10 protein-coding genes are annotated in these 13,826 nt (G+C 49.4%); 4 read left to right on the top strand and 6 right to left on the bottom strand.

Annotation, left to right across the window (positions count from 1 at the left end; genetic code table 11):
• Positions 1-126: 126 nt before the first annotated feature.
• Positions 127-1,017, bottom strand: a complete 891-nt coding sequence (gene nadC / locus GBAG_RS02995; protein ID WP_034493395.1) for a carboxylating nicotinate-nucleotide diphosphorylase — start codon at positions 1,015-1,017, stop codon at positions 127-129.
• 82 nt (positions 1,018-1,099) lie between these two features.
• Here nadC and ampD point away from each other — a divergent pair, with 82 nt between their 5' ends.
• Both ampD and ampE read left to right on the top strand, forming a co-directional pair.
• Positions 1,100-1,663 (top strand): 1,6-anhydro-N-acetylmuramyl-L-alanine amidase AmpD, encoded by a 564-nt coding sequence (gene ampD, locus GBAG_RS03000; protein WP_034493397.1) that lies wholly within the window; start codon positions 1,100-1,102, stop codon positions 1,661-1,663.
• Positions 1,660-2,514, top strand: coding sequence for a beta-lactamase regulator AmpE (gene ampE / locus GBAG_RS03005; protein ID WP_034493399.1), 855 nt, complete (start codon positions 1,660-1,662; stop codon positions 2,512-2,514). The genes ampD and ampE overlap by 4 nt, the downstream gene beginning before the upstream one ends.
• Positions 2,515-2,569: 55 nt before the next feature.
• Here ampE and GBAG_RS03010 read toward each other — a convergent pair whose 3' ends face one another.
• From GBAG_RS03010 to aroP, 5 genes are all read right to left on the bottom strand, one after another.
• On the bottom strand, positions 2,570-4,117 hold the full coding sequence (locus tag GBAG_RS03010) for a glycoside hydrolase family 43 protein (protein ID WP_034493401.1): 1,548 nt from the start codon (positions 4,115-4,117) through the stop codon (positions 2,570-2,572).
• Positions 4,110-5,543, bottom strand: a complete 1,434-nt coding sequence (locus GBAG_RS03015) for a glycoside-pentoside-hexuronide (GPH):cation symporter (RefSeq protein WP_051873624.1) — start codon at positions 5,541-5,543, stop codon at positions 4,110-4,112. The genes GBAG_RS03010 and GBAG_RS03015 overlap by 8 nt, the downstream gene beginning before the upstream one ends.
• A 211-nt stretch (positions 5,544-5,754) precedes the next feature.
• The gene (locus GBAG_RS03020) at positions 5,755-6,711 is read right to left on the bottom strand and encodes a glycoside hydrolase family 43 protein (protein WP_034493402.1); all 957 of its coding nucleotides are present in this window, start codon (positions 6,709-6,711) and stop codon (positions 5,755-5,757) included.
• Positions 6,712-6,720: 9 nt separating this feature from the next.
• The gene (locus GBAG_RS03025) at positions 6,721-8,121 is read right to left on the bottom strand and encodes a glycoside-pentoside-hexuronide (GPH):cation symporter (protein WP_034493404.1); all 1,401 of its coding nucleotides are present in this window, start codon (positions 8,119-8,121) and stop codon (positions 6,721-6,723) included.
• A 177-nt stretch (positions 8,122-8,298) separates the two neighbouring features.
• Positions 8,299-9,657 carry an aromatic amino acid transporter AroP gene (gene aroP, locus GBAG_RS03030; protein WP_034493406.1) on the bottom strand — a complete coding sequence of 453 codons (1,359 nt, stop codon included), beginning with the start codon at positions 9,655-9,657 and terminating at the stop codon, positions 8,299-8,301.
• Positions 9,658-10,239: 582 nt separating this feature from the next.
• On the opposite strand from aroP, the gene pdhR reads away from it, so the two are divergent.
• Together pdhR and aceE are read left to right on the top strand one after the other, a co-directional pair.
• Positions 10,240-11,004: a pyruvate dehydrogenase complex transcriptional repressor PdhR gene (pdhR, locus tag GBAG_RS03035; RefSeq protein ID WP_034493407.1), complete on the top strand. Its 765-nt coding sequence runs from the start codon at positions 10,240-10,242 to the stop codon at positions 11,002-11,004.
• Positions 11,005-11,153: 149 nt separating this feature from the next.
• On the top strand, positions 11,154-13,817 hold the full coding sequence (aceE, locus tag GBAG_RS03040; protein ID WP_034493408.1) for a pyruvate dehydrogenase (acetyl-transferring), homodimeric type: 2,664 nt from the start codon (positions 11,154-11,156) through the stop codon (positions 13,815-13,817).
• The last annotated feature ends 9 nt before the right edge of the window (positions 13,818-13,826 follow it).

Consider the following 13,826-nt stretch of genomic DNA (forward strand, 5'->3'; position numbering starts at 1 on the left):
CAGGTATCAGGAAGCAGGGTTCCAGGGGTTTTAATAGGTTTGCAGGAAGTCACAAAGAAAATGCGAGCAGTGACGAAAGAAGAAGAAAAAGGCAGAGTTTTTTTTACGTCCTCTGCCTGTCAGGAATTAGCGGAAACGCATGGAGAGATCGAGTGCGCGGATATGCTTGGTCAGTGCGCCAACCGAGATAAAATCGACGCCAGTTTCGGCAAATTTACGGATAGTTTCTTTGGTGACGTTACCGGAAACTTCCAGCTGCGCTTTACCTTGAGTGATTGCAACAGCCTGGCGCATATCCTGAACGGTGAAGTTATCGAGCATGATAATGTCCGCTCCGGCGTGCAGCGCTTGTTCCAGCTCCTCCAGCGATTCAACCTCGACTTCCACAGGAACATCCGGATGGAACCAGAAAGCCTTTTCTACTGCCTGACGGATAGAGCCGGAAGAGATGATGTGGTTTTCTTTAATCAGGAATGCATCCGATAGCCCGAGACGGTGGTTGCTTCCGCCACCGCACAATACGGCGTATTTCAGTGCAGTTCGCAGCCCTGGCAGGGTTTTTCGGGTATCAAGCAATTGCGTTTGGGTTCCTGCCAGCAAGTCGACATAAGTTCGTACTTCGCTGGCAACGCCCGAGAGTGTTTGCACAAAATTCAACGCAGTACGCTCGCCGGTTAACAGCACGCGTGACGGACCGGTCAATTCAAAAAGTGGCTGATCGGCAGTTACTGTCTGGCCATCTTCCACGTGCCAGACCACTTTTACGTCGCCTCCTAACTGAGTAAAGACCTCTTCGACCCAGCGCTTACCACAGAAAACGCCATCTTCACGGGTGATTACAACGGCATGAGAACGATGTTCAGCATCCAGCAATTGCGCGGTTATATCGTTATTGGGGTCAACATCACCACCGAGATCTTCGCGCAGAGCCTGGGAAACGGCTTCTGGAATATCAAGGTTAATACGTTCGAGAAGCTCGTCACGTCGGCGGTCAGGGTTGTAACGGCGAGGTGGCATGATAAAACTCCGAAATGGCTTAGTTAATGTCGAAACATGCTACATTGATGCGACCTCAAGTACCACTCTAAGGAGACCGCGAATGCAGCTAAAAAACGGCTGGCTGGTGGGTGTAAAGCACGTTCCTTCCCCACATTTCGATTGCCGACCGGAGGATGAAACACCTTCGCTGCTGGTGGTGCATAACATCAGTCTGCCGCCAGGTGAATTTGGTGGGCCATGGATTGATGCGTTGTTTACTGGAAAGCTGGACGCTGAAGCTCATCCGTACTTCGCGGGTATCGCGCATCTGCGAGTTTCAGCGCATTGTCTTATTCGCCGTGATGGTGAAATCGTGCAGTATGTTCCTTTTGATAAGCGAGCCTGGCATGCTGGTGTTTCTTTGTATCAGGGGCGCGAGCGCTGCAACGATTTTTCCATTGGTATTGAGCTGGAGGGCACCGATACGCTGCCCTATACTGATAAGCAATATCAACAGCTTACTGCGATTACTGATACCCTGGTTCGCGCGTGGCCGGCAATTGCTGATCATATGACGGGACATTGTGATATTGCACCGGAACGTAAAACTGACCCTGGTCCTGCATTTGACTGGGCGCGTTTTCGCCATTCGGTCGAGGTAACGTCAAATAAGGAGATGAAATGACGCTGTTTACATTACTGCTGGTGATGATTTGGGAGCGGCTGTTCAAGCTTGGCGAACACTGGCAGTTAGATCACCGTCTGGAAGCGCTTTTTCGGCGGGTAAAACACTTTTCGTTGATGCGCACAATCCTGATGACCGCTGTATGTATGCTGGTGGTTTTCCTGTGTATCCGCGCGCTTCAAGGCCTGTTCTTTAATGTCCCGCTATTAGTTTTCTGGATTGCGCTTGGCGTGTTGTGCATTGGCGCAGGCCAGGTACGTCTGCATTACCATGCTTATTTGCAGGCAGCGAGTCATGACGACAGCCACGCGCGCGACGCGATGGCGAGCGAACTGACGCTTATTCACGGGATCCCACCAGATTGCGACGAACGTGAATATCTGAAGGAACTGCAAAACGCGCTGCTGTGGATTAACTTCCGTTTTTATCTGGCTCCGCTTTTCTGGTTTATTGTCGGCGGTGTGTGGGGGCCGGTCACGCTTACGGGCTATGCTTTCTTACGTGCGTGGCAAACCTGGCTTGCTCGCCACCATTCCCCGCAAGAACGTTTGCACTCAGGGATTGATGCCATTTTGCATATTCTGGACTGGATCCCGGTACGCCTGTTTGGCGTTGCGTATGCGTTACTTGGCCACGGCGAAAGAGCGTTGCCCGCGTGGTTTGCTTCACTGGCGGACAGGCATACCTCGCAATATCAGGTATTAACGCAACTGGCTCAGTATTCACTCGCACGCGAACCGCATCTCGATAAAATCAAAACGCCGAAAGCCGCAGTTTCGATGGCGAAGAAAACGTCATTGGTGATTTTGGTGGTGGTGGCCTTGCTGACGATTTACGGCACTCTGGTTTAATGCTCTTTATTTAAAGGGATTCCCGGCAAGCGTTACGCCACCGGGTATCTCAAACTTAAACCTCGATAGTAAAGTGCGAATAAAAACCCACGCCAGGTTGTGCAACCGCCTGGCGTGAAGCGGCGAAAATCCCCACTTTTGCGCCAACCCATTTACCTTTTCCGGCAGCAAAACAAGGCGTGACGCTTTGCCAGTCAGTACCATTTTCGCTAAAACAGAAATGACAAATTCCGCCAGGTTTCGCATCCACCTTTAGCCAAAGTGGCGTGTTTTGCGGCCAGTCGGCAATATCACGTTGTTGTTGATGAAGTACCCCGGTATCGCTCATCCAGGCGGAGATAAAAGTAATTTTGCGTTTTCCTTCACACTGCTCAAGCGCCAGCGCCGCGTAGCGTTCGCCGTAAATTATCAGGCCACAGAGTTCACCTGGTTGAACGAAAGCTGCCTCTAGTCTGGTGGTTGCGCTGAACTCACGTGCAGGGAATTTTTGCAGTAGCAGATTTGGCTGAGCGTACAACGCCTGCACGCCCTGGTATTCCGGCATGGTCTGGCAGGTTAGTGCCAGCATATTTGTGGCGGATTGTAGCCATTTTTGCTGAGGATGAGCCTGCCATTGCCACTGTAGTCCTGGAATTCCATCAGTAAAATCATCACTGGTTTGTGGCTGTTCAGCGCCTTGTTGCTTTGTTGCAATCGACGGGAGTGGATGTTCGATGACGGGCTGCCAGGTTCCATGCAGCGTTTGTTTTTCACCGATAGTTGGCCACCCGTCATTCTGCCAGCGCATGGGTTGTAAATGTACAATGCGTCCGTAGAGGTCAGCATCCTGAAAATGGACAAACCAACATTCTCCGTTTTCAAGTTCAACAAAGCCGCCCTGATGCGGGCCATTAACATGAGTTTCTCCCTGTTGTAATACTATTTGCGTTTCCCAAGGGCCTTGTAGGTTTCGCGCGCGTAGTACGCATTGCCAACCCGTTTCTACGCCACCTGCGGGAGCAAAAATGTAATACCAGCCGTTGCGTTTATAGAACTTTGGCCCCTCAAGCGTGGGCAGATCCAGTGCACCATCATAGATAATTTGCTCGTCGCTTATCAGTGAACGGCCATCTGGTGACATCTCAATAAGTTGCATTTGATGTTTTTTCCCGGAGCGACTGTGGGCAAAAGCATGAACCAGCCAGGCTCGCCCGTCTTCGTCCCAAAGCGGGCAGGGATCAATCCAACCTTTCGCGGCTTTCACGCAGTGTGGGGCGCTCCATTCTCCATGGGGATCTTCCGTACACGACATGAAAATGCCTTCATCTGGTGTGCTGAAAAATACCCAGAACTTACCATCGTGATAGCGAACCGACGGTGCCCAGACGCCTTTTCCCGGTTGCACGGTGTCGTAAGTATTGTTCTCAAAGCGAGAAAATACGTGGTTGATAATTTTCCAGTTTACTAAGTCTTTCGAATGCAGAATGGGAAGCGCGGGAAAATGGTTAAAGCTCGATGAAACCATATAAAAATCATCGCCTGCGCGTACAATATCTGGATCTGAATAATCTGCATGGAGAATTGGGTTTTTGTAATATCCAGGGCGAGTTGTGATTTTAACCATGATTATTAGCACCTGTGGAAATTAAAGCGGGTGTAACTTCTGGGGTGTTTATTTCTTCGGCTTGTTCACGATGAGCGAGATCACGCTGAATTTGACTCATCATTTTATCATCGAGAGTATAGAAGCGGCTTAGCCAGTAAAGAATGAAATAGGAAATAGACGGGCCGATGGTTAATAAACCAATAATACCATTGGTAGCAAGCATTGTTTGCGTTGGATTACCCGCCTGATATCCAAACCATCCGAGGGAGAAACCGACAAATGCCCCAGCAACAGCCATGCCCATTTTTAATGCAAATAGGTTTCCGGAGAACGATAACCCTGTAATTCGTCGACCAAACTTCCATTCGCCGTAATCTGCCGCATTAGCCATCATGTTCCATTTGAAAGGTTGATACATCTGATGGAAGAATCCCACCAGGAAATAAAGTGGGAAAACGACGGCAAGCCAGGTTGGTGGAACAAAGAACATCACCACACCGATAACAACCAGCAATAAGTTAATATTTTTAAATAACGATACAGCACGATAGCGTTGTGCCAAATAACCTGCGGCGATGCTGCCGATAATAGTGCCAACCACACTTGTGGAAACAAATGCGGATTTCATCGCGGTTCCAGCAGCACTTTCGATACCGCCGAGCATCAGGTAAGTGGCGTAGTACAATGTTGCTGCACTGCGCATTACGCCTGCCATACTTGAGAAAAAGGTGATCACTGCCACGATACGCCACTGGTCATTCGCCAGCAAAATTCGCAGGTCATCCATCATACTACTGTTGGTTTCAACTTTTGGGCGAACACGTTCAGAGGTGCTAAAGAAGCAGAAAAATAGCATGATGACGGCGAGTGTTCCCATAATCGCCATGGTTGCCTGAAAGCCGAATTGTTTATTTTCTTTACCCAACCAGTCGACTAAAAATAATGTTGCGACAGAAACAACTAATCCGGCGAGTGATGAAATAGTGAAGCGATAAGATTGGGCTGATAAACGGTCTTTTTCATCGGTGGTAATCACGCCACCCAGTGCACAATACGGAATGTTAATAAAGGTGTAGCAAAGCATTAATAACGTATAGGTAATATAAGCATAAAGCAGCTTTCCTGATTCACCAAAATCCGGTGTGGTGAAGGTTAATACCGCCAGCACCGCATAAGGAATTGCAAACCAAATTAGCCATGGTCGGAAATGCCCCCAGCGTGTTCTCACCCGGTCAGCAACTAATCCGGTAAGTGGGTCGGTAATTGCATCAAGCACGCGGGTAACCAGGAACATTATTCCCACTGCAGCAGCGGATAGCCCGTAAATATCAGTATAGAAATACGTTAAAAACATGGTGACTGAGGAATAAACTATTCCGCATGCGGCATCGCCCATACCGAAGCCAATTTTTTCGGCAACGGAGAGTTTCCTTGCTGTACTCATTTTATTTCTCCAGCATTGAGTGTGTTATTTATTCACTCTATGGACTGGTGGTTTATTACGCTATTGTGATATTTGCTCTGGGAGTTATGTTTTTTACTGATTGAGAAAGTTGTCACATAACAAGAATAAATTGGTCTAACAGAAATCACTCCAATTTTGGTTACTTCAAACCAAAAAAATCCCTTCCGTTTGGAAGGGACTGATAAAGATTTTAGCGGTTGTCTGCAGGCGGTATGCCAAATACCGGCATACCATTTTCATCCCACTCGATTGTTTTCATGCGTGTATGCCGATTCGGGTCATAGAGGGGATCGCCTTCAATTTCGGTGTAATTCCGGGCGTGATACACCAGCACATCTTTCCCATCTTTGTTTTTGGTAAAGCTGTTATGGCCTGGGCCAAATTGCTTGTTTTCATAACTGGTAGTAAAGACAGGTTGTGATGATTTATGCCAGTTTGCTGGGTCGGTTGGGTCAGCATTCAGGTTTATCCACAGCAATCCAATACAGTAATTTTCGTCGGTGGCGCTGGCTGAATAGCTGACGAAAAGTTTATCGCCGTGAACCACCACTGCTGGACCTTCGTTAACCAGAAAGCCTCTGCATTCCCAGTCTAGCTCGGGCTTACTCAACATCACAGGCGTGCCTTTGATAGCCCACGGCGTTTCCAGTTCGGCCAGATAGATATTCGAGTTACCGGCAATGTCAGGGTCTTTCTGCGCCCATAAATACCACTGCTTGCCTTGATGATTGAAGGTGGTGGCATCAAGACAGAAGCTGTCGAACTGCGTTTTCACCTGACCTTTTTCACCCCATTTCCCGGTGAGCGGGTCTGCATCCGCACACTCCAGCGCAAACATGCGGTGCTGGAACATATTTAACTTATCCAGCTCTTGCGTATGGGTCGCGGCAAAATAGATGTACCACTTGCCGTTGATATGATGCAGTTCCGGCGCCCAAATCAGTTTACTCATGGGGCCGCTTTCGGGCTTGCGCCACACCACGGAGGGCTGCGCATTGGGCAACTCATTCAATGTTGGCGCGTAACGAATCTCAAGCCTGTCATACTCCGGCACTGACGCAATAAAGTAGTAACCATCTCCATGCTGCAAAATAAACGGGTCAGCACGCTGTTCAATAAAGGGATTAGGCCATTGCTCCTGGTTCATAACGCTTCCTTAAAGTTTGGCTTCAACAGGTTTGCTGTCGTGATATTCATTCAATTCGCGGTAGTTGGTGCGACGCTTTTCAAGATCTGCCTGAATACGTTGCATCATTTCACGGTCAACTTTTAACAGACGCACCACGCCTGCGGTAATCAGGTATCCAACGCCTGGGATGATGGTAAACAACATCACAATACCGTTAATTGATTCAGGACTTTGCTGTTTAGCTCCGGCATCGTAGCCGTACCATGAAAGCAGGAAGCCAACCATTGCGCCAGCAATCGCTAGCCCTAATTTCAGGAAGAATAAGTTACCGGAGAAGCTGATGCCGGTGATGCGTTTACCGGTTTTCCACTCGCCATAGTCATCAACGTCAGCCATCAGCGACCAGTGCAGCGGCGATGGGATTTGGTGCAGGATGTTGAGCAGGAAGTACATCACCACAATCAGCGTGGTGGCATGCGGGTCGAGGAAGTAGAACCCGCTGGAGAAAATCGCCAGGACGATGTTGGTCCAGAAGAACACTTTCAGTTTGCAGATGCGGTCGGTCAGCACTTTCGCCAGCATACTGCCGCCCATCATGCCGACTACGCCGAGGCTGATAAACAAGGTGGCGAAGCTGGTGCTTTGGCCCATGACCCAGGTGACGTAGTACATGGTTGCCGCCATACGGATAAAACCAGGGCAGACGTTGCACAGCGTCAGAAGCAGGATGCGCACCCACTGATCGTTTTTCCACACATCTTTCAGATCAGCTTTCAGATCGTCATTGCTTGGTACTGCCGGACGAACACGCTCTCTGACGGTGGAGAAGCAGAACAGGAACATACACATGCCCAGTACCGCCAGAACGCCCATTGCCATCTGATAACCTTTGGCTTTGTCGCCGCCGCCAAACCAATCAACCATCGGCAACAGGGAAAGCGAAAGAATCAGCGTCGCAATGCCAACCATCACAAAGCGATACGACTGGCAGGCCACGCGTTCTTTTGGATCGTTGGTAATCACGCTTCCCAGCGAGCAATAGGGAATGTTGATTGCGGTATAGGTTAATGAGAGCAGGAAGTAAGTGACGAAGGCATAGATAACTTTGCTGCTGTAAGCCCAGTCAGGTGTGGTAAACATCAGGTAACTGAAGAAGGCAAAGGGTGCCGCCATCCATAAAATCCATGGACGAAAACGCCCCCATCGGGTCTGAGTTCTGTCCGCAATGGCGCCCATAATAGGGTCGGTTATCGCATCAATCACCCTGATGGAAAGTAGCATAACCCCCACTAACGCTGGGGCGAGTCCAAAAATATCGGTATAAAAATAGTTAACAAACAACATAATGGCGCCAAAGATAATGTTGCACCCGGCATCACCCATCCCGTAACCAATCTTTTCTTTAATTGATAATTTGCCGCTTTCCATTGGAAATGCTCCTGACCAGTATATGGACAAGAGTATTGGCAGAATAAGTCGGAATTGCACAGCAGAGAACCGTCACAGAGATGGACGATCCTGCCGTCGAGGGTGAAATGTGAGGCAGATAACAAAGCGCCCCGATGAGCGAAGGCTCGATCGGGGCGCTTTTAGCAGAAGAGAGAATTACGCTTTTACGCTTTTCAGGTTCTTCTGTTTGATGAAGTAACCAATGCCGAGGATCACAACCCAAACCGGAATCAGCCATACGGAGATGGCCATGCCAGGGGTGATTGCCATGATAACCAGCACTGCTGCCATAAACAGCAGGCAGAGGTAGTTACCCATCGGGTAGAACAGCGCTGGGAAGCGAGTCTTCACGCCTTGTTGCTGTTTTGCACGACGGAACTTGATGTGCGCAAGGCTAATCATCGCCCAGTTGATCACCAGGGCAGAGACTACCAGAGCCATCAGCAGGCCAAAGGCTTCTGCTGGTGCCAGGTAGTTGATCAATACACACAACGCGGTGAACAGCGCAGAAACCAGGATGGTGTTAACTGGAACGCCACGCTTATCGACTTTCTGGAATGCTTTCGGCGCATTGCCTTGCTGAGCCAGGCCAAACAGCATACGGCTGTTGCAGTAAACACAGCTGTTATAAACGGACAGTGCGGCGGTCAGCACGACCACGTTGAGCGCGTTTGCGACAAAAGTATCACCCAGTTCATGGAAGATAAGTACGAATGGGCTGGTATCAGCGGTAACGCGAGTCCACGGCATCAGAGACAGCAGAACGGCCAGGGAGCCCACATAGAAAATCAGAATACGGTAGATAACCTGATTGGTCGCTTTAGGAATACTGACCTGCGGGTTATCGGCTTCGGCAGCAGTAATGCCCACCAGTTCCAGTCCACCGAAGGAGAACATGATAATGGCCATCATCATTACCAGCCCGGTCCAGCCATGTGGCAAGAACCCGCCTTGTTCCCAAAGGTTACGCACGGTCGCTTGTGGGCCAGCATGGCCGCCAAACAGCAACCAGGCACCAAACACAATCATGGCAACAACAGCGATGACTTTAATGATGGCAAACCAAAACTCCATCTCACCAAACACTTTTACGTTAGTCAGGTTAATGGCGTTGATCACGACAAAGAAGACAGCAGCAGAAGCCCAGGTTGGGATTTCCGGATACCAGAATTGAATGTATTTACCGACGGCGGTCAATTCTGCCATGGCAACTAATACATACAGCACCCAGTAGTTCCAGCCAGAAGCGAAACCGGCGAAACCACCCCAATATTTGTAAGCAAAGTGGCTAAATGAACCTGCCACAGGCTCTTCAACGACCATTTCGCCTAACTGGCGCATGATCAAGAAGGCAATAAAGCCTGCAATCGCATAACCAAGAATAATCCCTGGTCCGGCGGACTGGATAACAGACGCACTGCCAAGAAACAGGCCTGTCCCAATTGCTCCACCCAGCGCGATGAGCTGTATATGGCGGTTTTTAAGGCCGCGTTTAAGCGTGTCGCCTTGTTCCATCGTTTAACCTCATGTGGTCATATTCAGGGCGCTGAACGCGCCTCTGTAAGTTTGTGATTCCGTAATGTGTAGTCTTTATTTTACGGTTTTTAATTCCAGTATTTTGCAAACCAGACTTCCGCAGCGCAAAGAATAGTGGTAAGCGCCAGTGTTTGCACCTGCTTTCTATTCTTGTCGTGACGAGTTGAATAAAAAGAAATCAATCGTCAGATCGATCACGTTATTTATTTCGCATGTTATTTCTTCAATTTAAGCGAGATCGTTGAATTAATATTCATATTTTAAACTGATGAATCGGTTCAATTTGCAAGAAAAGGCACTTTTTGCTGTTTCGTAAAAGTTAAATGCGTCTGCATGTGAGTAAATGTGACATTTGTGCAAGGTTACAACTTTGAAACGTCATTTCTGTAATGTTGTTAAAATGTGCCGGGTTTAATGATTTCAATCAAAACCAATATGGACAGAAGGTGAATACTTTGTTACTTTAGCGTCAAGAATGTGAAATTGGTCATACCAATTGACTTTGCCCGAATAATTTCAAGTTTGAAGGGCATAAGCGCTAATGGCAGAAACAGGGAACACATGGCCTACAGCAAAATCCGCCAACCAAAATTATCCGATGTGATTGAGCAGCAGTTGGAGTTTCTCATCCTCGAGGGAACCTTGCGTCCCGGCGAAAAACTCCCACCAGAACGCGAATTGGCGAAACAATTCGACGTTTCTCGTCCTTCACTGCGCGAGGCCATTCAGCGTCTCGAAGCGAAAGGACTCCTGCTTCGTCGTCAGGGCGGCGGTACTTTTGTCCAGAACAGTCTTTGGCAAAGTTTAAGCGACCCGCTGGTCGAACTGCTGTCTGACCATCCTGAATCCCAGTTTGATCTGCTCGAAACCCGCCACGCACTTGAAGGTATCGCGGCGTATTACGCGGCATTGCGTGGTACGGACGAAGATCTCAAACGTATTGGCGACTGCCATTTTGCTATTCAACAAGCGCAAGAATCTGGTGACCTGGACGCTGAGTCCGATGCGGTTATGCAGTATCAAATCGCCGTGACGGAAGCCGCCCACAACGTTGTGCTACTACACTTGTTGCGCTGCATGTCACCGATGCTCGAACAAAACGTTCGTCAGAATTTTGAATTGCTCTATGCGCGCCGTGAAATGCTGGCGCAAGTGAGCAGCCATCGCGCCAGCATTTTTGCGGCGATTATGGCTCGCCAGCCGGAGCAGGCGCGCGAAGCGTCGCACCGTCACCTGGCATTTATCGAAGAAATATTGCTGGATCGCAGCCGCGAACAGAGTCGTCGAGAACGTTCTCTGCGGCGCTTACAGCAACGTAAGGAATAAGAGTCTGAAATTTCAGGTTCTCAAAAGCGCCAATTTTTAGAGCGCGGCAACTAAACGCAGAACCTGTCTTATTGTGTTTTTCCAAGGAAAGCACAATGGGACAGGTTCCAGATAATCAACGTATTAGACACAGATAAGGAATACCACCCATGTCAGAACGTTTCCCAAATGACGTGGATCCGATCGAAACTCGCGACTGGCAACAGGCGATCGAATCGGTCATCCGTGAAGAAGGTGTTGAGCGCGCACAGTACCTGATTGATCAGTTACTGAGCGAAGCCCGTAAAGGTGGAGTTAAAGTCGCAGCAGGTTCTGCAGCCCGCCAGTACGTAAACTCCATCGCCGTTGAAGATGAACCGGAATACCCGGGGAATCTGGAGCTGGAACGCCGTATTCGTTCTGCTATCCGTTGGAACGCCATCATGACCGTCCTGCGTGCGTCTAAAAAAGACCTCGATCTGGGCGGCCATATGTCCTCTTTCCAGTCTTCTGCAACCGTGTATGACGTGTGTTTCAACCACTTCTTCCGCGCACGCAATGCGAAAGATGGCGGCGATCTGGTGTACTTCCAGGGCCACATCTCCCCAGGCGTTTACGCACGTGCTTTCCTTGAAGGCCGCCTGACCGAAGACCAGATGAACAATTTCCGTCAGGAAGTTCACGGTAATGGTCTGTCCTCTTATCCGCACCCGAAATTGATGCCTGAATTCTGGCAGTTCCCGACCGTATCTATGGGTCTGGGTCCAATCGGTGCAATCTATCAGGCTAAATTCCAGAAATACCTGGAACACCGTGGCCTGAAAGACACCTCCGCACAACGCGTTTATGCGTTCCTGGGCGACGGTGAAATGGATGAGCCAGAATCTAAAGGTGCGATCACCATCGCTACCCGTGAAAAACTGGACAACCTGTGCTTCATCATCAACTGTAACTTGCAGCGTCTTGATGGCCCAGTAACCGGTAACGGCAAAATCATTAACGAACTGGAAGGTATCTTTGCGGGTGCTGGCTGGAACGTGATTAAAGTGATTTGGGGCTCTCGTTGGGACGAACTGCTGCGTAAAGATACCAGCGGCAAACTGTTGCAACTGATGGGCGAAACCGTTGACGGTGACTACCAGACCTTCAAATCCAAAAACGGTGCATACGTTCGCGAGCACTTCTTCGGTCGTTATCCAGAAACTGCTGCACTGGTTAAAGATATGTCCGACGATGAGATTTGGGCACTGAACCGTGGCGGCCACGATCCGAAGAAAATCTACGCTGCACTGCGAAATGCACAAGAAACCAAAGGCAAAGCAACTGTCATCCTTGCTCATACCGTTAAAGGTTATGGCATGGGTGAAACTGCCGAAGGTAAAAACATCGCGCACCAGGTTAAGAAAATGAACATGGACGGCGTGCGTTATGTCCGCGACCGTTTCAATGTGCCTGTTGCTGATGCTGATATCGAAAAACTGCCATACATTAAGTTCGAAGAAGGCAGCGAAGAGTACAAATATCTGCATGGTCAGCGCGAAAAACTGAACGGCTACCTGCCGACTCGTCTGCCTAAATTCACCGAGAAACTGGAACTGCCAACACTTGCAGACTTCAGCTCTCTGTTAGATGAGCAGAACAAAGAAATCTCCACCACTATCGCTTTCGTTCGTGCCCTGAACGTAATGCTGAAGAACCCGTCTATCAAAGACCGTTTGGTTCCAATCATTGCCGATGAAGCGCGTACTTTCGGTATGGAAGGTCTGTTCCGTCAGATTGGTATTTACAGCCCGAACGGCCAGCAGTACACCCCGCAGGACCGTGAGCAGGTTGCTTACTATAAAGAAGACGAGAAAGGCCAGATCCTGCAAGAAGGTATCAACGAGCTGGGCGCAGGTTCTTCCTGGCTGGCTGCTGCGACCTCTTACAGCACCAACGATCTGCCAATGATCCCGTTCTACATCTACTACTCCATGTTCGGTTTCCAGCGTATCGGCGACCTGTGCTGGGCAGCGGGTGACCAACAGGCGCGTGGCTTCCTGGTCGGCGGGACTTCCGGTCGTACGACTCTGAACGGTGAAGGTCTGCAGCATGAAGATGGCCACAGCCATATTCAGTCTCTGACTATCCCTAACTGTATCTCTTACGATCCAGCTTACGCTTACGAAGTTGCAGTCATCATGCATGACGGCCTGGTGCGTATGTATGGTGAAGCGCAAGAGAACATTTACTACTACATCACTACGCTGAACGAAAACTACCACATGCCAGCCATGCCAGAAGGCGCGGAAGAAGGCATCCGTAAAGGTATCTACAAACTGGAAACAGTTGAAGGTAGCAAAGGTAAAGTTCAGCTGATGGGCTCCGGTTCTATCCTGCGTCACGTACGTGAAGCAGCACAGATCCTGGCTAAAGATTACGGCGTTGGCTCTGATGTGTTCAGCGTAACTTCCTTCACTGAACTGGCGCGTGATGGCCAGGACTGTGAGCGCTGGAACATGTTGCACCCAACTGCAGAACCACGTGTACCGTACGTTGCTCAGATTCTGAGTGATGCACCAGCAGTGGCATCTACTGACTATATGAAACTGTTCGCTGAGCAGATCCGTAACTTCATCCCGGCAAGCGATTACCGCGTACTGGGTACTGATGGCTTCGGTCGTTCAGACAGCCGCGAAAACCTGCGTCACCACTTTGAAGTGGACGCATCTTATGTGGTTGTTGCGGCACTTGGCGAACTGGCTAAACGTGGCGAAATCGATAAGAAAGTGGTGGCAGACGCTATCACCAAATTCAACATCGATGCAGATAAAGTCAACCCGCGTCTGGCATAAGAGGTAAAG

It is taken from the genome of Buttiauxella agrestis ATCC 33320 (assembly GCF_000735355.1).
GTDB lineage: Bacteria > Pseudomonadota > Gammaproteobacteria > Enterobacterales > Enterobacteriaceae > Buttiauxella > Buttiauxella agrestis.